This window comes from unidentified bacterial endosymbiont (assembly GCF_918797525.1).
Taxonomy (GTDB): Bacteria; Pseudomonadota; Gammaproteobacteria; order Enterobacterales; family Enterobacteriaceae; genus Enterobacter.
Map to the genome: position 1 here is coordinate 2852209 of NZ_OU963893.1, position 24319 is coordinate 2876527.

Below are 24319 nucleotides of genomic sequence, written 5' to 3' on the forward strand. Positions count from 1 at the left end.
ATAAAAAACGCCGGCTTAACCGGCGTCTGGGCGACTAGCGTGAAGCTCAGGCCTTATTGTCTACTTTGCCACGGGCTTCGTCACGTAATTCTCGTCGTAATATCTTCCCGACGTTAGATTTCGGAAGTTCATCGCGAAATTCAACCAGCTTCGGCACTTTGTAACCCGTTAACTGGCGACGACAAAACGTTATCAGCTCTTCTTCACTCAGAGAAGCCTCTTTCCTGACCACAAAAATCTTCACTGCTTCGCCGCTGCTGCCAGCAGGGACGCCCACGGCCGCCACTTCAAGCACCCCGCTGTGCTGCATTACCACATCCTCAATTTCGTTCGGGTAGACGTTAAAACCTGAGACGAGGATCATATCCTTTTTACGATCGACAATGCGCAGGAAGCCTTCATCATCCATCACGGCAATATCGCCGGTGTACAGCCAGCCGTCTTTGAGGACCTCATCGGTGGCATCCGGGCGCTGCCAGTAGCCCAGCATCACCTGTGGGCCTTTTACGCACAGTTCGCCCGGTTCACCCGGCGCGACTTCGTTATCGTCATCATCTACTAGTCTGGCTTGCGTTGACGGTACCGGCAGGCCGATGCTGCCACTGTGATAGTCGATATCATGAGGGTTCACGCTGACCAGCGGCGCGCACTCCGTCAGGCCGTAGCCTTCCAGCAAATACTGTCCCGTCAGCTTCACCCAACGCTCAGCCACCGCCTGCTGAACCGGCATGCCGCCGCCCGCAGAAAGATGCAGCGTTGAGAAATCAAGCTGCTGGAACTCTTTGTTGTTGAGTAAGGCATTAAACAGGGTGTTGACCCCCGTCATGGCCGTAAACGGGTATTTCGCCAGCTCTTTGACCAGCCCCGGGATATCACGCGGGTTGGTAATCAGCACGTTTTGTCCGCCCAGCTCGATAAACAGCAGGCAATTCATGGTGAGCGCAAAAATGTGATACAGCGGCAGCGCGGTGATCACCACCTCTTTACCGGGATGCAGCAACGGTCCGTAGGTGGCGTTAACCTGTTCCAGGTTTGCCAGCATATTGCGGTGGGTGAGCATAGCGCCTTTAGCGACACCCGTCGTGCCGCCGGTGTACTGCAGGAACGCCAGATCGTCGGTTACCACTTCTGGCTTCACATATTGCATACGGTAACCGGTTTGCAGCGCGCGGCGGAACGAGATGGCATTCGGCAGATGATATTTAGGTACCAGACGCTTCACGTATTTGACGACGAAGTTTACCAGCGTGCCTTTGGCCGTGGAGAGCTGGTCGCCCATGCGCGTCAGGATTACGTGTTTTACCGGTGTCCGGTCGACGACTTTTTCCAGGGTATGAGCAAAGTTAGAGACGATCACAATGGCGGTCGCGCCGCTGTCGTTGAGCTGGTGCTCAAGCTCACGCGGGGTATACAGGGGGTTGACGTTGACGACAATCATACCGGCTCTGAGGATCCCGAAAAGCGCGACCGGATACTGCAGCAGGTTTGGCATCATCAGCGCGACGCGATCTCCTTTCTGCAACCCAAGCCCTTCCTGCAGATAAGCCGCAAACGCCCGGCTACGCTCCTCGAGTTTACGGAAAGTCATGACTTCGCCCATATTCACGAATGCGGGCTGGTCAGCATAACGCCGAACCGCGTGTTCAAATAATTCAACCAGGGATTGATAACGGTCAGGGTTGATCTCCGCCGGAACATCTGCGGGATAACGGTTAAGCCAAACCTTCTTCAATGCATCACCTCTGAAATGAGTGTTCGTCGTCATCACAACCCCAACAATAAACAGATTGTTAACATTATATTAACTCAGCGTACCAGTTTATTAATTGCCCGGATTTAAGGTTGCGAAGCCCGTCACTCTTTTTTTTCGTGTTAGCCGTAAAAAAACAGAGACAGCGGCTGAGCCGCTGTCTCTTTTATAGCAATAACAATAAGTTATTCAGTTACGTATGTTTGAACCTGTGCAGGGCCCGGGTTATACCAGCCCCACCCGCCGTAACCATAACGATACGGATGCGGACCCCACATCCACGGATCAATGGGCTGCGGTGGCATAATAACCTGCTGCGCAATACGCCAGCGTTTGTAGCCAGTGACCTGCATGGTCATAAATTTGTATGCCGTGTTACCCACTTTGCCCTCTACCGCGCCGGTAATGGGGCCGACCACCGTCACCAGTTGCCCACGGAAATCGACCGGATCAAGGAAGCCGTTGACGTCAGCGTAGATCCGCCCCTGCGAGGCTTCGCCAAGTACCGGTCGCGCGCCGTTATCCAGCGTCACCGTAGCGATCTCCAGCCGGGTTTTCCCCTGCTGGTTTTGTACCTCAATAACCTTGCCGCCAAAGCGTGCTTCCTGGCCAACATACAGCTCAGGCGCATTCATGACCCGAACCAGATCCTGCTGTGGCGTCGGGCTACTGCCCTTAATCGCATCAGGCACGGTAACGCACCCGCTTAATGCTACGGCAACAACGCCCGCCGTAAAAAGGCGTACAACTTTAGTCTGAACCGCCATGATGCGACTCCTTTTTCTCAGTTCCTGTTACTGAGATTCATTCGCGGCCAGGAAGTTTCTTCCAGGCGACCGTATTGCGCAAATAAACTGGCTCAGCGTGTTCAACAGCAACGGTTTTCCCTGTCGCCAGCAGTTGACAGGCAATCGGAAGCATATCTTCTGCCGCAGGCAGAAGGATGTTGCCATCGACCGGCGTGACGGAAGTGTCATGCGCCATATCAGGCCAGGCTGGCCAGCCTGTACCCACCGTCGCCCATTCGCCGGACAACTGTTTCAGGCGCTCGGTCACGGCTTGCGGTTTTAGTACGGCTTCGGTCTCTTCACCGTGCCAGACGCCGTTTTCATCGCGGATGTATTCGGCAAAATAGACTTCGCCCATCCGGGCATCAATCGCGGCCAGCACGCGCGTCGCGCCGGTCATACGCCAGGCGCCCTGCGCCATGGTCGCCAGGGTCGAAACACCGATCATCGGCAGTTCTGCGCCCAGCGACAGGCCCTGAGCAATGCCAATACCAATGCGCACGCCCGTGAAACTGCCGGGACCCCGGCCGTAAGCCAGCGCGTCAAGGTCGGTTAAGGAGGTGTTGCCCTCGGCCAGAATGGCTTTGACCAGGGGCAGAATGCGTTGGGTGTGTTCACGTGGGCACTCTTCAAAATGAGCAGAGAGGGCGCCGTCGTTCCACAGGGCAACAGAGCAAGCCTCTGTCGCGGTATCAATAGCCAGAATTCGCATCAGTTGTCGCGCTCTCGCAAGGGTCAGTCACAAAATGGCGCGCATCTTAGCATACTCCATGGCAAATTACTCCGCCGTTGGGTTCGCCAGGAAACGCACCGCGCGTTTAATATCCCGCGTGCGCGGCGCGGGCGGCAGGCTTGCGAGGAAGGTGGCGCCGTAGGGGCGCATCACCAGCCTGTTATCGCAGATAACCAGCACACCGCGATCGGTAACGTCACGGATCAAGCGCCCTACCCCTTGTTTGAGGGTGATGACGGCGTCAGGCAGTTGTACGTCGTCGAAAGGATCGCCTCCGCGCAGACGGCAATCCTCCATCCTTGCTTTCAACAACGGATCGTCCGGGGAGGTGAACGGCAGTTTATCGATAATCACCAGCGACAGGGCATCGCCGCGCACGTCTACCCCTTCCCAGAAACTGCTGGTCGCGACCAGCAGCGCATTCCCGGCGCTGACGAACTGTTGCAGGAGTTGTCCTTTACTGGTTTCGCCCTGCATCAGCACCGGCAGCGTCATGGTGGCACGAAACTGCTCAGCCAGGTCGCGCATCATGGCGTGGGACGTGCAGAGCATAAAGCAGCGTCCATCGTTGGCCTCGATCATCGGTTTAAGCATCGCCGCCAGGTGCCGTGCCGCGCCGGGTTGATTAGGCAACGGCAAATTTCGCGGCACGCACAGCAGCGCCTGTTTTGCGTAATCGAACGGGCTTGCCAGCAGCAAGGATTCTGCCTCGTCAATCCCCAGACGTTCCGTAAAGTGATGCAAATCGTCGTTTACGGACAGCGTAGCAGAGGTGAAAATCCAGCTACCCGGTTTTTGCGCCATCACCTCTTTGAATTTATCCGCCACCGTCAGCGGCGTGAGCGCCAGCGTGAAGTGGCGCGAGGTGCATTCGTACCAGTAGCTAAACCCGGGCTGGTTAATTTCTTTGAGCCTTTTGAGCCGCCCACGGTAGAGCGTGGCGCGTTCAAAGGCGGCATCCAGCAGCGCTGAGCGCCCAAGCGACAGTTTTGCCACGTCGTAACAAAGTTCGAGGGCATCATCAAGCAACAGCAGCGCGCGCTGAATATTTTTGTCCGCCAGCAGTTCGCGCAGGTTGCCGCGATACCCCGGTTCACCGAGCTGTAAGCGGAAGTCCTGCGCACTCTGGGCCAGGCGGTCTGCACACTTCTGCAACTGCTGGGTATCTTTCAATTCGGTGCGATAGGCAATGGTAACGTCTTTGGCCAGATCCTGAAGCTGGCGGCTTGAGAGCGACTGGCCGAAATACTGGCTGGCTATATCCGGTAGCTGATGGGCTTCGTCAAAAATCATTACCTCCGCTTCGGGAATAAGCTCGCCAAAACCGCTGTCTTTGACCACCATATCCGCCAGAAACAGATGATGGTTGACCACCACCACATCTGCGTCCATCGCGGTTTTACGTGCTTTCACGACAAAACAGTCTTTATACAGCGGGCAGTCGCTGCCAAGGCAGTTATCATTTGTGCTGGTAACCAGCGGCCAGGCGGGGGAATCTTCCGCCACGCTCGCGCAGGTGCTGATATCCCCCTCTTCGGTCTGGTTCGCCCATGACCGAAGGATAATAACGTCGCTCAGGGTTTGCACCGGCAGGTCCCCCCCCGCCAGCGCCTGCTGCTCAAGACGCTCCAGGCAGAGATAGTTAGATCGCCCTTTTAGCAACGCCAGCCGCCCTTTATATTTGAGCGCCTTTGCTACCGTTGGCAGATCCCGGCTGTAGAGCTGATCCTGCAGCGCTTTCGAGCCGGTGGAGATAATCACCTTCTTGTTGGCACGTAACGCCGGAGCAAGGTAGGCATAAGTTTTACCCGTACCGGTACCGGCCTCGACCACCAGCGGCTGAGCGTTATCAATGGCGCGTGCGACAGCGTGCGCCATCTGCCGCTGAGGCTCGCGGGGTTTAAAGCCGGGGATAGCCTGTGCTAATTGACCGTCGGGGGAAAAATCGTCTGCCACGTTGCTCTCTCACTGTATTTTTGCACAGGGATTATGTCAGCCCATCCCGTCCTGTGCCACTCCTAATAGTGACGACGCGGGAACTCTATGGCAGTCTTGCGGGCTGGATAGGTAAAATAACGAGGAAAGGTTTATGACAATTGTGCGCATTGACGCCGAAGCCCGCTGGTCTGATGTGGTTATCCACAACCAGACGCTCTACTACACCGGCGTTCCGGCCAACCTGGAGGCAGACGCGTTTGAGCAGACGGCGAATACCCTGGCGCAGATTGATGCGGTACTGGAAAAGCAAGGCAGCGACAAATCCCGCATTCTGGACGCGACCATTTTCCTCGCCGCAAAGGACGATTTCGCGGCAATGAATAAAGCCTGGGACGCATGGGTAGTGGCGTCTCACGCGCCTGTACGCTGCACCGTACAAGCCACGCTGATGAAACCGGAGTATAAAGTCGAGATCAAAATCATCGCGGCGGTTTAAGCCCGGTTACTCATCTTCGTCTTCATCTTCGAAACGCGCCACAATCCGCTCTCCGGTATGGCTGGCGCGAATTTCCTGAGCGACAACGGTAATTGCCTCTCCGCTGCTCATCCCCTGGGACATAAGCGCCTGGATCCGCTCAACCGCTTTCTGCTGCTGTTCGTGGCTCAGAGAAGGTAAACCTGCAAACATCGTCAACTCCTGCTAAATTATCCGCGCTAATTATTTCACGCTGCCAGGTAGTATGCCACACATGAACATGCGTTTGCCCACTGTTATTACCTTACCCTGGCGTGCTGACGCCGCAGAATTTTGGTTTGCCCGCCTGAGCCATCTTCCCTATGCGATGCTGCTCCACTCCGGCCATGCGGATCACCCTTATAGCCGCTTTGATATTCTGGTTGCCGATCCGCTGCAGACGTTAACGACCGAGGGTCTGGCGTCAACGGACGATCCGCTGCAGCAACTTCAGCACGCCATTGACGGGCTGGGTTTAACGGCCACGCCAAACCCTGCTCTGCCCTTTCAAGGGGGCGCGCTGGGCCTGTTTGGCTACGATCTTGGCCGTCGCTTTGAAACCCTACCTACCCTCGCTAAAGATGATATTTTGCTACCGGATATGGCTGTGGGGCTTTACGACTGGACAGTGATTGTCGACCACCATAAGCAGGCCGTCTTTTTGCTCAGCCATTCGGATGTGCATGCCCGCCTCGCCTGGCTTGAGGCGCAAACGCCTGCAACGACTGACAATTTCAGACTGACAACGAACTGGCGTTCAAACATGACCGCGCAGGAATACGCAGATAAATTTTCACGCGTTCAGGCGTATCTGCACAGCGGTGATTGCTATCAGGTTAATCTTGCCCAGCGATTCCAGGCGACGTATCAGGGCGATGAATGGCAGGCGTTTACCCGGCTTAACGCCTGCAATCGCGCGCCGTTCAGCGCGTTTGTCCGTCTTGAGCACGGCGCGATCCTGAGCCTGTCGCCTGAACGTTTTCTTCATCTCTCTGAGGGGAAAATTCAGACGCGGCCAATCAAAGGTACGCTCGCACGTCTTGCCGACCCCGACGCAGACCGGCTCCAGGCCGAAAAGCTGGCCGCGTCGCCAAAAGACCGCGCCGAAAACCTGATGATCGTCGATTTAATGCGTAACGATATTGGGCGTGTTGCCGTGCCGGGCAGCGTCCGCGTGCCTGAACTGTTCGTCGTTGAGCCATTCCCGGCGGTGCATCATCTGGTCAGTACCATTACCGCCCAGTTGCCTGCGTCACGTACCGCCTGCGATCTGCTTCGCGCTGCGTTTCCTGGAGGGTCTATTACCGGGGCGCCGAAGGTGCGGGCGATGGAAATTATCGATGAACTCGAACCGCACCGCCGCAATGCCTGGTGCGGCAGCATCGGCTATATAAGCCTTTGCGGTACCATGGATACTAGCATAACTATTCGCACCCTGACTGCCTGCGAGGGAAATATTTACTGTACCGCAGGAGGTGGCATTGTCGCCGACAGCAACGTTCAGGCCGAATATCAGGAGACATTTGATAAAATCAATCGCATCTTGAAATATTCATTTACTTAATAGATGCAAGATAAAGCATGAAAAAACTCACAGCAAATAAAGTATATATTTTTGGTACGCAGGTAACTTAAACATGCATAGTATGAATAATCCATCATCACCATCCGTTCATTTTTATCCTTGACAGGAACTATTAACAGACTTCGAAATAAACTTAAGTCTGTTAAACTATCCTTTTAGCATAAGGAAAAAGAATGTGCCCTATACGACAAAACCCTGTCCCTTCCAGCAGTTATCTTCAAAGAGTGCAGGATACCGCTGAAAAAAATAAATTCAATCATCTCACTTTTAAAATTTGCACACTATTATCGTCTACCCAACAAAATGGGGATAGCGATCTTGCTATTGCCATTGGCAAAGCCTGGGAGGCTTGCAGGCAAAAGATGCCGATAGATCTCATATATAATAACTGCAATATCAGCATAAATCAGAGTGGAAATTACAGCTATACTGTAGATATTAGCAATGATATTAAGAAAGAGCATTTCGAAAGCAGGACGACCGGCCTGGAAGCTCTCAACCAAAAATTATCCGCCATCCGTACGTTCAGTAAGATAAAAGAATTAAACCCTGACCTTAGAATTGACTTCAAGGTGTGGCACGATAGCACTGGCAGGACAACGGCAAGAAATGCCGTAGACGCCGGAGAGGCTTTGAGTCAACCGAAAATATGTCTGGATCTCAGCGGAGCTTCACTTTTTAATATTAATCTGAGTGGTCTTGATCTTCAGGATGTTCAGATGGAAAAGTCAGACTTGACTTATGCACAATTAACAGGAACAAATTTAACCAATGCAAATATGGCCAATGCAAGATTAACTGGAGCGGATCTCTGCAAAGCCAAACTCCAAAACGCAAACCTATCGGCAGCGGTTCTGATCAATGTAAACCTGGATGAAGCTAATTTAACCAACGCTGACCTCGATTATGTAAGATTGACAGATTCAACGTTAAACGGCACGGAACTGTCTGGGGCAAACATGAACATTTCATTGCTGCAGAACACGAAATTGACGAATGTAAATATGGATCATGCGAAACTTAACAATTCTCTCATAGTACAGTCTAACTTGACTAATGTTAATATGACAAACGCAAAAATTCATAAGATTACCTTCAACAACGTCGTGTCGCTCAATTTGAATCTTAATAAAGCGGCTATTTCTTGTGCTAAAATTGAAGAGTCCATTTTCGAAGGAGCAAATCTTGAGGGAGCGAACTTAGAGGATGCGGACATAGTTAATTCAGCTTTTGAAAATACCAATTTCAAAAGGACCAATCTGCTTCGGACAAAGTTTGAAAATGTTGACCTCGCCGGGGCTGATTTTCGGCAATCCAATGTGCCCCACGCAATAATAACCGGTGAAAATCATGCACAATGGGAACCCACACGGCTCGATCCTTTGACACGTGTTCATCTCGATAATGCTGTAGATGCGCCGCTTAACTTACCCGCACGCCCGGCCGACGTTCTCAATACAGGCTTACAAGAATTTGAAACTAAAACAGCAAACCCGTCTGAAAACAATGCCGTTACGAGGAACAAAAAAGATTCTGCGAAAAGCCCGCCTTTCCCCGTCAGTGCAATGGACGGCAGGGATAACTTATTGTATGTCCAGTATAGCCTGCAAGCGATGGCGCAGGAAACGGACCCTGCCCTACGACAGCGAGCATTCGATACTTACTGCAATCAATACCTCAAACAGAATAATGTTGCGCTTCATACGCAAAGCGCTCTTTTTGAGCCGCCAGAGGGATCTTTACCCTTGCCTGCGGATGGGTTAAATATTGTACTTATGGGTCGTTCAGGCGGTGCGATTATCTGTTCCCCGGAGACATACCATAAGATGATAGCAGGCAAACAAACCGACGCGTGGAATAACGTTGGGGTATACAAATACGATGCGGGTAATCATAGCAGCGTGGAGCTATCTGCGAAAGAAATTAACTTCAGAACATTACTGGCAGAGGAATACCCCCAACTGCTGCCAGCCTGGGAAAAGGCTTACTACGGCGAATCTTATAATAAAATACTTGAGGTGCTTGACCTGCCGGAAGAGTTTGCCGCTCGTTTTGAGCAGGCCGCAGAAGTTCAAGCCCTCCCGAACGACAAGAAGCTTGTGGATGGATTCGCCAAACCAAAGCTGCTTGAGGCCTTTTCCCGATACTATACAGTTGATTCTGTCACGACCGCGGGAAGCCCTGCGAGCCTTACCCTGAATGCAGAACATGAACACAAATTGCTGTCAGCGCTTAAGCTCACTGATGAGCCACCCGAGAAGCAAGCACAGGCGCTGCTGGTTCTCGGGATGATAATGACCAAAGCATCGTCCACTAATCTGTTTGGCACCAACAACGATTCCCCGGAAGCACTACGGTATTACGCTTCAGCGCTTCTGTCAGCAGCGCACCAGCGCAGTTCAGACGTGGTGCCGAATGAAGCTCACAACCACTGGCAGTGGTAAACTTCTCAGTGATTCTTGTACGCAAGAACTTTATTTAACAATGCGAACTTATCTCTTTGAGGAAGTGCATGATAGCAAGAAAATATTTACACGATTAATGCCCCGGGCCTGGCAGTAACAGAAGTATAATTCTCGCTTGCCGTTGTTCACGTTAAACGTATTACCGGCATATAGACTTTCATCAATGTAATTGCTTCAGGTTATTAACTATATGGAGAAAGCTCCCCACTGTAAGCTGTTTTACAAAAGGAGAACATAATGTTCCGATTAAAAGCCATATCTAATAAGGTAAGGGTACAGTGTAATAAACCACCCGCCAACCACATAAAAAAAACTGAAAACATAGAGCGGGATATTACTCATCTCTTCTCGATAGCAAGTGCGAATGCGAGTAATAACACACTGGCAGCCGCTATTGGTCATGCATGGGAGACTTCTGACAAGAAGCCTCCGGTAAATTTTGAATATGAAGGTTTTAACATTGAGATACGGAAAAATGGAGATCTTAGTTTTGTAGCTATTATCAAAAAAAATGAGCAGGAACACCTTTTTGAAGTTCATTTCGATAATCCCGACAGATTTAGCCAATACATTTCGGCCATGCACAGGTTTAGTAAAATAAAACAACTAAACCCTGAACTGGAAATTAACTTCAAAACATGCGAGCGTTGTACTGCAAATGAGAAATGTGGTACTAATGGAACGCTTAAACAAGCCCATGAGGCGCCTAAAATAGGTCTGGATCTCAGTCACGCTGAGCTCAGGCGGGCCAATTTAAGTGGGCTGGATCTGCAATATACTGAGATGCATCATGCACAGTTAACCAATGCGAAGTTAATTGGCACAAATTTAACGAGTGCCAATCTTAATTCGGCGAGTTTCACTGACTCGACATTAGTTAATGTCAATATGCGCGATACTGACCTTCGATTGTCGGGTTTTGATAATAGCCATATAACAGACGTAGATATGACAAATGCACAACTCGATAATGTCACGATCGCCAATACAACGTCAACTAACTTAACTCTTGCGGGGGCAACGCTAAACGATGGATGGATAACTACGTCGTCCTTCAAAAATGCGAATTTTTCAGGGGCACAGCTTGAAAGAACATCTTTCATGCTGACTAATTTAGATGATGCCAATCTACAATCCAGCAATCTCACGCAGACCACATTCGCTTTCGTCAGTATGGACCGTACTGATTTCAGGAAAACTCATTTACAACGTGCAAATATAAGGGCTAAAGAATGTCAACAATGGGACCGTGCACTGCTCGAACCATCAAGTCAATTTCAATTAGATAGAGCCAGATTTAACCCGCTGGACCTTCCTGCCCGTTCGGTTAACGTTCTTCGTGAGGGCTTACAACAGTTTGAAAATAACAGAACTCGAAACTCTGCAAATAAACCCGCAATGGCTGGCAATGATAATTTACTCTATCTGCAATATACCCTGCAGGCGATGAGGCAGCGAACCGACCCTGCTCTACAACAGCGAGCCACCGATATTTACTGCAATCAGTACCTCAAACAAAATAACGTTGCGCTTCACACGCAAAGCGCTCTTTTTGAGCCGCCAGAGAGTTCCTTGCCCTTGCCTGAAGATGGGTTAAATATCGTACTTATGGGGCGTTCTGGCGGTGCGCTTATCTGTTCCCCGGAAACTTACCATAAGATGATAACAGGTGAAGAAAGCGACGCATGGAATAACATTGGGGTGTACAAATTTGATGCCGGGAACCACAGCAGCGTGGAGCTTTCGGCGAAACAATTTCACTTCAGAAGACTCCTGGCAGAGGAGTACCCGAAACTGCTGCCAGCCTGGGAAAAGGCTAACATCGGCAGTGCTTTTGCGAAAGTCCTTGAAGCGCTTGACCTGCCGGAAGAGTTTGCCGCTCGTTTTCAGGAGGCTGCAGAAGTCAAAGCCCTCCCGGATAACAAAAAGCTTGTGAATGGTTTCGCCAAAACAAAGCTGCTTGAGGCCTTTTCCCGATACTATACAGTACATTCTGTCACGACAGCCGGAAGCCCTGCGAGCCTGAAGCTGAATGCAGATCATCAACATAAGTTGCTTTCAGCGCTTAAGCTCACTAATGCGCCACCCGAGAAGCAAGCACAGACGCTGCTGGTTCTCGGGATGATAATGACTAAAGCATCATCCATTACTCTGTTTGGCACCGAAAATGACTCTCCGGAAGCACTTCGTTATTACGCTTCAGCGCTCCTGTCAGCTGCACAGACGCTCAGTTCTGACGTGGGTTCGAACGCCACCTACCGGTTTTGGCAAACAGCGCTTCTTGGTGATAACTGTTCAAGTCAACTGTTTATCCAGATGCAAACTCATCTCAAACAGGAATTGCCTGAAAGCAAAAATATGCTTGAGCTAATAATGCCCAGGCCCTGGCAATAATTAAATATTATTTTGGCACAATGTTAAGAAAGACATATTTTTTCACAAGGAGATACATAATGATCTCATGTAAAAATAACGCCGCCCTATCTCATTCACAAACTGATAATTTTCCAACAAAAGTTAGCGATGCAACCATAATAAAGTGTGATATTAAAGACATATTCACCACTGAAACCATCACTAATAGCAGAGTCGCACTCGCTTTAGGTATCGCATGGGACGCTTGCGGACAAAAACTGCCAGTAGAATTTCAGTACGAGGGTTACCGTGTTGAATTGAAAGAAAGTGGGAAATTCAGCTTGAGCATAAGTATCAAAAATGCGACTAGTGAACACAATTTTGAGATGCGTTTCAACACGCCATACGAAGCCCTTCAATATCTGACAGCCATGCATACCTTCAGTAAAATACAGGAATTAAATCCTCACCATGAGATTCATTTTGCCACGTTGAAGGATCCGTGTGACGCCGATAAATCAATGGATGAGCACCAGGCAATTTGCCTGAATCTCGAGGATGCTGACCTTAAGCGCGCTAACCTCAGTGGAATGAGTCTTAAGAATATTCATATGCAAAATGCAAATTTAACTAATGCAAAATTAATCGGTACCGATTTAACTAATGCAAATATGGACGCTGCAATTTTTACTGGTGCAGACTTGAGCGGTGCAAAATTAGAAAATGCAGAACTGGAAAGTACTGACCTGACAAATGTAAATTTGAGCCAGACCAATTTATCCAAGGCTAACCTGGATTATGCTACAATGGCAGCAACGAACCTATATTGTGCGAAATTAGAAAACGCAACGCTTGATTACGCTAAAATGACCGATGTCAATCTGAACGAAGCGAATCTAAAAAATGCCTCTCTATGTTCCACGTCCATACTCAATTCGACGTTGGGCGGCACTAATCTCATCAATGCCGACCTCACCCGGATAGAAATGAAAGAAGCGGCGTTAACAAATGTAGATTTGACCGGAGCAAACCTGACCGAGGTTAAAATGGTGAACACTCGCTTATCTAATGTTAAGATGACAAAAGCATGCCTTATCAATGCTAACCTTAAGGGGGTAGAAGCAACGAACTTAAATCTTCACAAGGCAGATCTCTACCAAACAGAAATAGAACAATCCTCACTCATAAAAGCGAACTTACAGGAAGCTAATTTAAATAAAGCAATTATAACCAGCTCAAATTTGAATCATGCAACTCTCAATAAAAGCAGTATGTTTAAAGCCGCTTTCATAAATAACAGTATGATCGGTACAGATTTTCGCGATAGTTATTTATCCCTTGCAGATATAAATACTGAAAATTATCAACAGTGGGATCCCGCCGTGATGGAACCTACCATGCGTTTTCAGCTTGATAAAGAGCTTAACAACCCAACTAATTATGCGGCGCGTTCGGTTGATGTTCTCACTACCGGTCTACAACTCTTTGAAAACAGTACGTCGACAACGCCGGAGAACAGCACCGTTGAAGGGGGCAAAACTGATGCTAAGAAAAAAAAACCTGCCGCTGTCACCGCATTGGATGGCGACCATAATTTACTCTACCTGCACTATACCCTGCAGGCTCTGGCGCAGGAAGCCGACCCTGCCTTGCAACAGCGGGCCCTGGCTATTTACCGCGATAAATACCTGACACAGGCGAAAGTGGCCCTACATACTCAAAGCATACTTTTTGAGCAACCAGACAGTTCATTACCCTTGCTTCAGGATGGCGTGAATATGGTGATTATGGGCCGTTCAGGCGGTGCGCTGCTCTGCTCACCCGAAACATATCAAAAGATGATCAATGCAGAAAAAGGCGCATGGAATAACATTAGTCTCTGCAATTACGATGCAAAAAATAAATGTAGCGTTGAACTTGCTGCAAAAGAGATTAATTTAAGAACGCAACTGGCAGCAGACTACCCAACCTTATTACCAGCCTGGAGAAAAGCTAATCTGGGGGGGGCTTTTATTAAGCTCCTTAACGGACTCGATCTACCGGGAAACGTTGTCGCACGTTTTCAGGATGCCGCAGAAGTTAAAGCCCTCCCGAAAGATAAGAAGATCGTGGATGTTGCCGGAAAGCTGGAGTTAGCCGAAATTTTTGGTAAATTCTCTACCCCTCATGTTGCGGCGAGTGGTGCGGTGCTGAACGCTGAACATCAAAAACAACTGCTTTCAGCCCTTGATCTGGAGAATGCCACTCCCGGAAAGCAGGCGTACGCGTTGCTTAGCGTCGGGACGATAATGACAAGAGCATCATCCAGCGCGGTGTTCGGCACCCCGAAAAATACGCCTGAACCGCTGCGACTCTATGCCTCAGCCCTCTTGTCAGCAGCGCATCAGCTCAAGCCAGGCATGTTAGACAATAACAAATACCAGTCCTGGCAGAAGCAACTTACCGGGGACTTCTGCTCAAATGAGCTTTCCCGGGAGTTGGTAACTTATCTCACACAAAACGATCCTGATAGAATGCTTGAAAAATTAATGCCCGAACCCTGGCAGTAAACACATTGACGACATTTTTCTGCCAGATGTTCTGATTTTGGTCGGCTGTAAGTCATTTGAATGATGCAGTGGTAAACGTATGACCTTCGTTAATGTTGCTAAATTTAATAGACAATTCCCCTTCTTTACCCTGTAAGCTAGTCATTCCCGGGTGATAGCTGATTTACAGAAGGAAAACTAAGGGTGGAGAAAGAGAACCTTACGCTGGATGATTTTCTGTCGCGTTTTCAGCTTTTGCGGCCAAACGTCACCCGCGAAGCCCTGAACCTGCGTCAGGCGGCCGTGCTCATTCCAGTGGTGCGACGTGAACAACCCGGTCTGCTGCTGACGCAGCGTTCCCCGCATATGCGTAAACATCCCGGCCAGGTTGCGTTTCCGGGCGGCGCGGTGGATAGCACAGATGCCTCGCTGATTGCCGCAGCGCTGCGTGAAGCGCAGGAAGAGGTCGCCATTCCGCCTGACGCCGTTGAGGTTATTGGCATGCTCCCACCGGTGAACAGCGTGACCGGGTTTCAGGTCACCCCGGTGGTTGGCATTATCCCGCCGGATCTTCAGTATCATGCCAGCGTCGATGAAGTTTCAGCGGTATTTGAAATGCCGCTGGAGGAGGCCCTGCGCCTGAGCCGTTATCATCCTCTTGATATTCAGCGTCGGGGTCATGCTCAGCGGGTCTGGTTGTCCTGGTACCAGCATTATTTTGTCTGGGGCATGACGGCGGGGATCATCCGTGAACTGGCGCTGCAGATCGGCCTGAAACCTTGACTGTACTTTACATTCCGCGCTCTACAGCCCGGTTTGCGATCGGCGTCGCGCTATTAGCAAAACCGTCGTTAACCATTAGTTTAATTCATGTGAATAGTTAAGCCGAGGTTGATGTTCCCTCTTACACTATGCGCAGTTAAAACATCGTTACCGGAACCCCGGTAACCCTGTCAGGAGTGTGAAAGTGATTAGTATATTCGACATGTTCAAAGTGGGGATTGGTCCTTCTTCTTCCCACACTGTAGGGCCGATGAAGGCCGGTAAACAGTTCGTCGATGACCTGGTCGAAAAAGGATTACTGGAAAGCGTTACCCGTGTTGCCGTCGATGTCTACGGCTCGCTGTCATTAACGGGTAAAGGCCACCACACCGATATCGCCATTATTATGGGTCTGGCGGGAAATATGCCAGACACTGTAGATATTGATGCCATTCCGGCATTTATTCGCGACGTAGAAACGCGCGGTCGCCTGCTGCTGGCGAACGGCCAGCATGAAGTGGATTTCCCGCAGGATGACGGCATGCGTTTTCGTAGCGACAATCTGTCGCTGCATGAGAACGGCATGACCATTCATGCCTGGAGCGGCGAACAAGAAATATACCGCAAAACCTATTATTCCATCGGTGGTGGCTTCATTGTTGATGAAGAGCACTTTGGCAAAGACAGCGCAGGCGACGTTAACGTACCCTATCCGTTCAAGTCTGCTGCCGAAATGCTGTCGTTTTGCAAGGAGACCGGCCTCTCCCTTTCCGGCATGGTGATGCAGAACGAACTGGCGCTGCACAGCAAAAAAGAGATTGAAGACTATTTTGCTAACGTATGGCAAACCATGCGCGCCTGTATCGATCGTGGAATGAATACTGAAGGCGTACTGCCAGGGCCGCTGCGCGTGCCGCGTCGTGCCTCTGCGCTGCGCCGGATGCTGGTCACCACCGACAAATTCTCCAATGACCCGATGAACGTGGTTGACTGGGTGAATATGTTTGCTCTGGCGGTTAATGAAGAAAACGCCGCAGGTGGACGTGTCGTAACGGCCCCGACCAACGGGGCGTGCGGCATTGTTCCGGCGGTGCTGGCCTATTACGACCACTTTATTGAACCCGTCACCCCGGATATCTATATCCGTTATTTCCTTGCCTCGGGCGCGATTGGCGCGCTGTATAAGATGAACGCGTCAATCTCTGGCGCAGAAGTTGGCTGTCAGGGTGAAGTGGGTGTGGCATGTTCTATGGCGGCCGCGGGTCTGGCAGAACTGCTGGGCGCAAGCCCGGAACAGGTTTGTGTTGCAGCAGAGATCGGTATGGAACATAACCTCGGTCTGACCTGCGACCCGGTTGCAGGCCAGGTACAGGTCCCTTGTATTGAGCGTAACGCAATCGCGTCGGTGAAAGCGATCAACGCCTCCCGTATGGCGATGCGTCGGACCAGCGAACCTCGTGTTTCACTGGATAAGGTCATTGAAACCATGTACGAAACCGGCAAAGACATGAACGCCAAATACCGTGAAACCTCACGGGGCGGCCTGGCTATTAAGGTGCAGTGCGACTAATCCATGCTTTCGCCCGTCTGCCACGGATGGGCAAAATTTGCTTATACCCTAAATAATTCGAGTTGCAGGTAGGCGGCAAGAGTGTGAATCCCCGGGAGCGAACATAAGTATGAGACTGGGGTGAACGCGTGCAGCCAACGCACATGCAACCTGAAGTATGACGGGTATATATCTCATCACCGCTATCCCACGACGCTACTGCGCTATTACAGCAATGGCTGGCGGGGCGCTCCACCCCGCCAGGGGAGTATAACGGACACAACGCGTTTCTGATGCCGCTACATTGAGCAGACTTATTCGTCTTCGTCGTGTGGCGAGTGTTCTCTAACAATTCGAACCATATCAACGCGATAGTCGTTAGCTTCAACAATCGTAATGTGCAATGGCGGCAGTTCGATAATGTCTCCGACGCGCGGGATTTGCCCGTTTACGGCAATGACCAGTCCCGCAACGGTGGCAATGTCTTCTTCATCATTCACCACGTTTTCCACGCCCAGGGTATGCGAGAGCGTATGCAGATCGGTTGCGCCTTTAACCAGCCAGCCGTCTCCATCAGCGACAATTTCAGGGGTTTCGTCTGCATCCGGGAACTCACCGGCAATCGCCTCCAGTACGTCCAGCGGGGTGACCAGACCTTGCACCACACCAAACTCGTTGGTCACGATGACAAAGCTCCCGCGCGCCCGGCGCAACACCCCCAGCAGATTGATAGGATCCAGCGTTTCCGGCACCACAATCGCAGGCGATGCGGCCGCAACAGCTTCAACGTTAATCCCCTCTTCCAGCGCCACCAGCATCTCTTTCGCGCGGACGACGCCGATGATTTCATCCAGCTCGCCGCGACAGACCGGGAACAGGCTGTGGGGGGAGGAGAGCAATTGCTGACGAATTTCGTCGACGCTCAGGTTGGCATCTACCCAGCTGATTTCACCGCGCGGGGTCATGATACCGCGCAGGGAGCGCGATGCCAGTGAGAGCACGCCGTTAATCATATAACGCTCTTCTTCTACAAAAGCCCCTTCCGGCACCGGAACCGGGTTACGATTCTCGTTTTCAGACTGGACGTTCACCTGACGACGACCACCCATCAGGCGTAAAATCGCATCCGCGGTACGGGCACGCAAGGGCTGATTCGACTGCTGCTTAATAAAGTTACGGCGCGCAATCTGGTTGAACAGCTCGATAAGGATCGAAAAGCCAATCGCGGCGTACAGGTAACCTTTAGGAATATGGAAGCCAAACCCTTCCGCCACCAGGCTCAGGCCAATCATCAGCAGGAAGCTCAGACACAGCACAACCACCGTCGGATGTTGGTTAACAAAGCGCGTCAAAGGTTTAGACGCCAGCAGCATGACCGCCATCGCAATCACTACAGCCGCCATCATCACCGGGAGGTCATTAACCATACCTACCGCAGTGATCACCGCATCCAGTGAGAAGACCGCATCAAGCACCACAATCTGCAATACAACGACCCAGAAACTGGCATAGCCCTTACCGTGACCATCATCATGCTGCCGGTTTTCAAGCCGTTCATGAAGTTCTGTCGTCGCCTTGAAAAGCAAAAATATCCCTCCGACCAGCATGATCAAATCGCGGCCTGAGAAGGTATAGTCCATAACCGAGAATAGCGGTTTGGTCAGGGTGACCATCCACGAGATCACGGAAAGCAGGGCAAGGCGCATAATCAACGCCAGCGAGAGGCCGATCAGGCGGGCTTTATCACGCTGTTTTGGCGGCAGTTTGTCCGCAAGGATGGCAATAAACACCAGGTTATCAATGCCGAGTACGATCTCCAGCACCACCAGCGTGAGCAATCCCACCCAGATTGACGGGTCCATTAAGAATTCCATGACAAGCTCCTGCTAAAGGAATGACAAAACGGTGCCCCGTTCAAAGTGGGCGAAACACAAGAAGTAACAGTCGGGGTATGGCAAGAAGAGCCGGTGATGGTGGCACAAAATGGCCTGGAAGATGACTGACGTCGGTGACGGTCCATATGGTGGGCTGTAGCCCTATACTCCTGAACAATTAAACGGAGACTAAACATATCAGAGACAATAGCTTTTTAGCAAAGATTTACGTTCCTTTGCAAACTTCTGTAACACAAGTGCTTTACCTTACAGAAAATTCTGTATTCGGTGGATAAATTACGGATCTTCATCACATAAATTATTTTTTCACTATCTAAAATAAATCGCGGAAGTCTGAGTTTATTTCATTCTAACCCTTATCTGAATCGATTCGGTTATACGATTCTCTGTACGACTGCCTGGCAGGCGTACCAATGATAATAAAAGGAGGTAGCAAGTGACCATTGCTATTGTCATAGGCACACATGGTTGGGCTGCAGAGCAGTTAGTCAAAACGGCAGAAATGCTGTTGGGCGAGCAGGAAAACGTCGGCTGGATCGATTTCGTTCCCGGTGAAAATGCCGAGACGCTGATAGAGAAGTACACGGCCCAGCTCGAGAAGCTGGATACCCGTAATGGCGTGCTATTTCTCGTCGATACATGGGGCGGCAGCCCGTTCAACGCTGCCAGCCGCATTGTCGTCGATAAAGAGCACTATGAAGTTGTCGCCGGGGTCAATATCCCGATGTTGGTGGAAACCTTCATGGCACGCGATGACAATCCGAGTTTTGATGAGCTGGTTGCGCTGGCTGTGGAAACCGGACGTGAAGGCGTGAAAGCGCTGAAAGCGCAGCCGGTTGAAAAACCCGCGCCTGCTGCCGCGACACCGAAAGCCGCCGCACCGGCGAAACCAATGGGCCCGAACGATTATATGGTTATCGGCCTGGCGCGTATCGATGACCGTTTGATCCACGGCCAGGTGGCAACACGCTGGACCAAGGAGACTAACGTCAAGCGTATCATCGTCGTCAGCGACGAAGTGGCCGCCGACACGGTGCGAAGTACGCTTCTGACTCAGGTGGCGCCGCCGGGCGTAACCGCGCACGTCGTGGATGTCGCCAAGATGATCCGTGTTTATAACAACCCGAAATATGCGGGTGAGCGCGTCATGCTTCTGTTTACTAACCCGACAGACGTTGAGCGCATTGTTGAAGGCGGGGTGAAAATCACCACTGTTAACATCGGTGGTATGGCTTTCCGTCAGGGCAAAACGCAGGTCAACAACGCGATTTCAGTTGATGAAAAAGATATCGAGGCATTCAACAAACTGAATGCGCGCGGTATTGAACTGGAAGCCCGTAAGGTGTCCAGCGACCAGAAACTGAAAATGATGGATTTGATCGGTAAAGTTGGGAAATAAGCCCGGGCCGGTTTTTCACATAACGCTTATGTAATAGGAGAAGTGCAATGGAGATTACCATTCTTCAGATTGTACTGGTGTTCATTGTCGCATGTATTGCGGGTATGGAATCCGTACTTGATGAATTTCAGTTCCACCGTCCACTGGTGGCCTGTACGTTGATTGGCGCCGTTCTTGGTGATATGAAAACCGGTATCATCATAGGTGGTACGCTGGAAATGATCGCCCTCGGCTGGATGAACATCGGTGCGGCGGTTGCGCCTGATGCCGCACTGGCATCCATTATTTCGACCGTTCTGGTAATTGCCGGTAACCAAAGCATCGGTGCCGGTATCGCCCTGGCTATCCCACTGGCAGCAGCGGGCCAGGTGCTGACCATTATCGTTCGTACTATTACCGTCGCCTTCCAGCACGCGGCAGATAAGGCGGCGGAAAATGGCAATCTGACGGCCCTGTCCTGGCTTCACGTCTCGTCCCTGTTCCTGCAGGCGATGCGTATCGCGATCCCGGCCGTTATCGTTGCTATTTCTGTCGGCACCAGCGAAGTGCAGGGCATGCTGAACGCCATTCCGGAAGTCGTGACCGGCGGTCTGAACATCGCAGGCGGTATGATCGTCGTCGTAGGTTATGCGATGGTTATCAACATGATGCGTGCAGGCTACCTGATGCCGTTCTTCTACCTCGGCTTCGTTACCGCGGCATTCACCGAGTTCAACCTCGTTGCTCTGGGCGTAATTGGTGCGGTGATGGCTGTTCTTTACATCCAGCTTAGCCCGAAATATAACCGCGTAGCGGGTGCCCCAGCGCAGGCTGCTGGTAATAACGATCTCGATAACGAACTGGACTAGCAGGTGAGCGACATGGTTGATATGACAAAAACTACCACTGAGAAAAAACTCACTCCGGGTGATATTCGTGGCGTGTTCATCCGTTCTAATCTGTTTCAGGGTTCCTGGAACTTCGAACGTATGCAGGCGCTGGGCTTCTGCTTCTCCATGGTACCGGCAATCAAACGTCTGTATCCGGAAAACAACGAAGCACGTCGTCAGGCGATTAAGCGTCACCTGGAATTCTTTAACACCCATCCTTATGTAGCCGCCCCGGTTCTGGGCGTTACGCTGGCGATGGAAGAGCAGCGTGCAAACGGCGCGGAGATTGACGATGGGGCCATCAACGGCATCAAAGTCGGTCTGATGGGGCCGCTGGCAGGCGTGGGTGACCCGATCTTCTGGGGTACGGTTCGTCCGGTGTTTGCGGCACTGGGTGCTGGTATCGCGATGAGCGGCAGCCTGCTCGGTCCACTGCTGTTCTTCATTCTGTTCAACGCGGTACGTCTGCTGACCCGCTACTACGGTGTGGCTTACGGCTACCGTAAAGGGGTGGACATTGTTAAGGATATGGGTGGCGGCTTCCTGCAAAAACTGACTGAGGGGGCGTCAATCCTCGGCTTGTTTGTCATGGGGGCTCTGGTTAACAAGTGGACGCACGTGAACATTCCGCTGGTGGTTTCAACGATCACGGGACAGGATGGCCAGACGCGCGTGACCACCGTGCAGACTATCCTTGACCAGTTGATGCCGGGCCTGGTTCCACTGCTGCTGACCTTCGCCTGTATGTGGCTGCTGCGTAAGAAAGTTAACCCACTGTGGATCATCGTTGGCTTCTTCGTCATCGGTATCGCGGGCTACGCAGTCGGCCTGCTGGGGCTGTAAGAATGTGAGATGTATACCGGGGGCTTGCCCCCGGTCTTTTTATCTGGAGGTTGAATGACGGTTACGGACATCGTTCTGGTTTTGTTTATTGTTGCTCTTCTGGCTTATGCTGTCTATGACGAGTTCATCATGCCTCGCCGCCACGGCGAAACGCTGCTCTCTCTTCCCCTTCTGCGGCGTGGACGCGTTGATGCGTTTATCTTTTCCGGCCTTATCCTCATCCTGATATACAACAATGTAACCAGCCACGGCGCACTATTAACCACATGGTTATTATGTGCGCTGGCATTAATGGCGATCTATCTGTTCTGGATCCGCACACCCAAGCTTATTTTTAAACGCCGTGGTTTTTTCTTCGCCAACGTGTGGATAGTATATAACCGTATAAAAGAGATGAATTTATCAGAAGACGGCGTACTGGTTATGCAATTAGAAAAACGCCGCCTGCTCATTCGAGTGAAGAATATCGACGACCTGGAGAAGATATACAAAATAATGGTTAATACTCAATGAGTTAGATTTATAGCACTGGCTATATACTGTGTATATTGCACCTTAAGAGTATAGCCAAAGCTATATTTCACAATAGGCATTACCCCCTATATTTTAACCATAACTTTACGTTTTAAGCCAAATGAAAATCGTTATCAACGCGTTAGTCAAAGAATACTTATCTGTTGTTGTTTTATATTCTAAAAATATGTTAAGGTTGCGTCCGTCGTTGGGGAGTAGCTAATTTCCTGTCTTCAGGAAATGTACGTGTCAACATACTCGTTGAAAAACGTGGCGCGTACGGATCGCTTCTGGCATATCTTATGTGCGTAGCGGTCAGGTGAGACCATAGATACATCAACTGCTGTTTACTGGGGGCAGTGATGTGTCATAGGGATATCCCCGGTCTGGACGCTATGATGAATGTCTCCGCTACGATCCTTCTCGCTTTTGGCATGTCCATGGACGCTTTCGCCGCCTCCATCGGTAAAGGCGCGACGCTTCACAAACCGAAATTCTCAGAAGCATTGCGCGTAGGTTTAATCTTTGGCGCAATTGAAACCCTGACGCCGTTACTCGGCTGGGGTCTGGGCATGCTGGCCAGTCAGTTCGTGCTGGAGTGGAACCACTGGATTGCGTTCGTACTGCTGGTATTCCTCGGCGGACGCATGGTGGCTGAAGGTTTTCGGGATACAACCGATGATCCCGCCCCGCCACCGCGCCACGGTTTCTGGCTGCTGGTCGCTACCGCGATCGCCACCAGCCTCGACGCCATGGCCGTTGGCGTGGGTCTCGCCTTCCTGCAGGTCAATATCGTCTCCACCGCGCTGGCGATTGGCTGCGCCACGCTGATTATGTCAACGCTGGGAATGATGGTCGGTCGCTTCATTGGCCCACTGCTGGGCAAACGCGCCGAGATCCTGGGCGGTATCGTGCTTATTGGTATCGGCGCCCAAATTCTCTGGGCACACTTCGCCGGTTAATTGCCGCGCTGCCAGCAGTGGATACTGAAATCCGTCTGGCAGCGAAATTCTGTTTGCTGCGCTAACCATTCCCGCACCGCAGGTTTTGCCCGCCACGCAAAGGGCGTCATTTGCAGCAAAGAGACCGCCTCATCGCCCTTCAGGGCCATCTCGTAGGCCACAGACTGTTCTTGTTTCAGGCGAAAATCCGCCAGTTGTTCAGAGTGTGGCGCGTGCAGGCGGACCTCATCGTAGATAAGCTCTTTTAACGCCATCAAATGTCGCGGACCCGGCGTGACGGTAATGACCCAACCGCCCGGCTTCACCACGCGCGCCAGCTCTTCTGCTTTACAGGGCGCATAAATTCGCACTACCGCATCCATACTGGCATCGTTAAACGGCAGCCTGTGGCTGGATGCGACACAGAATGTCACCGCAGTGTAACGTTTAGCCGCCGCGCGAATAGCCCCTTTTGAAACATCCAGACCAAATGTCTGTGCCCCATTAATGCCCGCCACCTCAGCGAAGGTCGCTGTGTAATACCCTTCCCCACAGCCGATGTCCAGTATGGCAGCGGCAGGCGCCGCCAGCTTCTCACCCAGCAACCGGGCGACGGCATCCCTGAGCGGCTGATAATGCCCCGCGTCCAGAAAAGCGCGTCGCGCCTGCATCATCTCAGCGCTGTCACCAGGATCGCGCGAGCGTTTATGCTGAACGGGCAACAGATTCACGTAACCTTCTTTCGCCCTATCAAACTGATGCCCCTGCGGACAGGACAAACTTTTCTCAGCGCGCGTCAACCGCGCGTGGCAAAGGGGACAACTGAAGGTCATGGCAACTCCGGGCATAAATCAAAGGGCGAAGTGTACCGCTATTCGCCACGGTTATAAAC

General features: G+C 51.3%; 20 protein-coding genes. 12 read left to right on the forward strand and 8 right to left on the reverse strand.

Annotation, left to right across the window (positions count from 1 at the left end):
* Window positions 1–46 precede the first annotated feature (46 nt).
* The 4 genes from fadD to yoaA all read right to left on the reverse strand — a co-directional run bounded on the left by fadD (window position 47) and on the right by yoaA (window position 5227).
* Window positions 47–1732 (reverse strand): long-chain-fatty-acid--CoA ligase FadD, encoded by a 1686-nt coding sequence (gene fadD, locus NL510_RS13620; RefSeq protein WP_253377607.1) that lies wholly within the window; start codon window positions 1730–1732, stop codon window positions 47–49.
* A gap of 203 nt (window positions 1733–1935) precedes the next feature.
* Complete coding sequence (locus NL510_RS13625) at window positions 1936–2517, reverse strand: Slp family lipoprotein (protein ID WP_253377609.1); 582 nt, start codon at window positions 2515–2517, stop codon at window positions 1936–1938.
* 37 nt (window positions 2518–2554) lie between these two features.
* The gene (gene tsaB / locus NL510_RS13630; protein ID WP_253377618.1) at window positions 2555–3250 is read right to left on the reverse strand and encodes a tRNA (adenosine(37)-N6)-threonylcarbamoyltransferase complex dimerization subunit type 1 TsaB; all 696 of its coding nucleotides are present in this window, start codon (window positions 3248–3250) and stop codon (window positions 2555–2557) included.
* A gap of 66 nt (window positions 3251–3316) precedes the next feature.
* Window positions 3317–5227, reverse strand: coding sequence for a DNA repair helicase YoaA (gene yoaA, locus NL510_RS13635; protein ID WP_253377620.1), 1911 nt, complete (start codon window positions 5225–5227; stop codon window positions 3317–3319).
* A 133-nt stretch (window positions 5228–5360) separates the two neighbouring features.
* On the opposite strand from yoaA, the gene NL510_RS13640 reads away from it, so the two are divergent.
* On the forward strand, window positions 5361–5705 hold the full coding sequence (locus NL510_RS13640) for a RidA family protein (protein WP_253377622.1): 345 nt from the start codon (window positions 5361–5363) through the stop codon (window positions 5703–5705).
* Window positions 5706–5711: 6 nt separating this feature from the next.
* On the opposite strand, the gene NL510_RS13645 is transcribed toward NL510_RS13640, so the two are convergent.
* Window positions 5712–5897 carry a YoaH family protein gene (locus NL510_RS13645; protein ID WP_253377624.1) on the reverse strand — a complete coding sequence of 62 codons (186 nt, stop codon included), beginning with the start codon at window positions 5895–5897 and terminating at the stop codon, window positions 5712–5714.
* Window positions 5898–5958: 61 nt separating this feature from the next.
* On the opposite strand from NL510_RS13645, the gene pabB reads away from it, so the two are divergent.
* From pabB to sdaA, 6 genes are all read left to right on the forward strand, one after another.
* A complete protein-coding gene (pabB, locus tag NL510_RS13650; protein WP_253377626.1) occupies window positions 5959–7287 on the forward strand; it encodes an aminodeoxychorismate synthase component 1 in 1329 nt (442 codons plus the stop codon).
* Window positions 7288–7481: 194 nt separating this feature from the next.
* Window positions 7482–9752: a pentapeptide repeat-containing protein gene (locus NL510_RS13655; protein ID WP_253377628.1), complete on the forward strand. Its 2271-nt coding sequence runs from the start codon at window positions 7482–7484 to the stop codon at window positions 9750–9752.
* Between the two features lie 258 nt (window positions 9753–10010).
* A complete protein-coding gene (locus NL510_RS13660) occupies window positions 10011–12167 on the forward strand; it encodes a pentapeptide repeat-containing protein (RefSeq protein WP_253377630.1) in 2157 nt (718 codons plus the stop codon).
* A 59-nt stretch (window positions 12168–12226) separates the two neighbouring features.
* On the forward strand, window positions 12227–14677 hold the full coding sequence (locus NL510_RS13665) for a pentapeptide repeat-containing protein (RefSeq protein ID WP_253377632.1): 2451 nt from the start codon (window positions 12227–12229) through the stop codon (window positions 14675–14677).
* Between the two features lie 183 nt (window positions 14678–14860).
* Entirely contained in the window at window positions 14861–15439 is a 579-nt protein-coding gene (locus NL510_RS13670; protein WP_253377634.1) for a CoA pyrophosphatase, read from the forward strand.
* A 184-nt stretch (window positions 15440–15623) separates the two neighbouring features.
* Window positions 15624–16988: an L-serine ammonia-lyase gene (sdaA, locus tag NL510_RS13675; RefSeq protein WP_253377644.1), complete on the forward strand. Its 1365-nt coding sequence runs from the start codon at window positions 15624–15626 to the stop codon at window positions 16986–16988.
* 293 nt (window positions 16989–17281) lie between these two features.
* Here sdaA and yoaE read toward each other — a convergent pair whose 3' ends face one another.
* Together yoaE and NL510_RS23020 are read right to left on the reverse strand one after the other, a co-directional pair.
* A complete protein-coding gene (yoaE, locus tag NL510_RS13680; protein WP_253377646.1) occupies window positions 17282–18841 on the reverse strand; it encodes a CNNM family cation transport protein YoaE in 1560 nt (519 codons plus the stop codon).
* The gene (locus tag NL510_RS23020) at window positions 18829–19038 is read right to left on the reverse strand and encodes a protein YoaL (RefSeq protein WP_436298281.1); all 210 of its coding nucleotides are present in this window, start codon (window positions 19036–19038) and stop codon (window positions 18829–18831) included. The genes yoaE and NL510_RS23020 overlap by 13 nt, the downstream gene beginning before the upstream one ends.
* 260 nt (window positions 19039–19298) lie before the next feature.
* On the opposite strand from NL510_RS23020, the gene manX reads away from it, so the two are divergent.
* The 5 genes from manX to mntP all read left to right on the forward strand — a co-directional run bounded on the left by manX (window position 19299) and on the right by mntP (window position 23448).
* Window positions 19299–20261, forward strand: coding sequence for a PTS mannose transporter subunit IIAB (manX, locus tag NL510_RS13685; RefSeq protein WP_253377654.1), 963 nt, complete (start codon window positions 19299–19301; stop codon window positions 20259–20261).
* A gap of 47 nt (window positions 20262–20308) precedes the next feature.
* Window positions 20309–21109, forward strand: coding sequence for a PTS mannose/fructose/sorbose transporter subunit IIC (locus NL510_RS13690; protein ID WP_253377656.1), 801 nt, complete (start codon window positions 20309–20311; stop codon window positions 21107–21109).
* 12 nt (window positions 21110–21121) lie between these two features.
* The gene (locus NL510_RS13695; RefSeq protein ID WP_006810994.1) at window positions 21122–21973 is read left to right on the forward strand and encodes a PTS mannose transporter subunit IID; all 852 of its coding nucleotides are present in this window, start codon (window positions 21122–21124) and stop codon (window positions 21971–21973) included.
* 54 nt (window positions 21974–22027) lie between these two features.
* Window positions 22028–22486: a DUF986 family protein gene (locus NL510_RS13700; protein ID WP_253377663.1), complete on the forward strand. Its 459-nt coding sequence runs from the start codon at window positions 22028–22030 to the stop codon at window positions 22484–22486.
* 398 nt (window positions 22487–22884) lie between these two features.
* Complete coding sequence (gene mntP / locus NL510_RS13705; RefSeq protein WP_253384916.1) at window positions 22885–23448, forward strand: manganese efflux pump MntP; 564 nt, start codon at window positions 22885–22887, stop codon at window positions 23446–23448.
* Here mntP and rlmA read toward each other — a convergent pair.
* Entirely contained in the window at window positions 23445–24260 is an 816-nt protein-coding gene (gene rlmA / locus NL510_RS13710) for a 23S rRNA (guanine(745)-N(1))-methyltransferase (RefSeq protein WP_253377665.1), read from the reverse strand. The genes mntP and rlmA overlap by 4 nt on opposite strands.
* Between the last annotated feature and the right edge of the window lie 59 nt (window positions 24261–24319).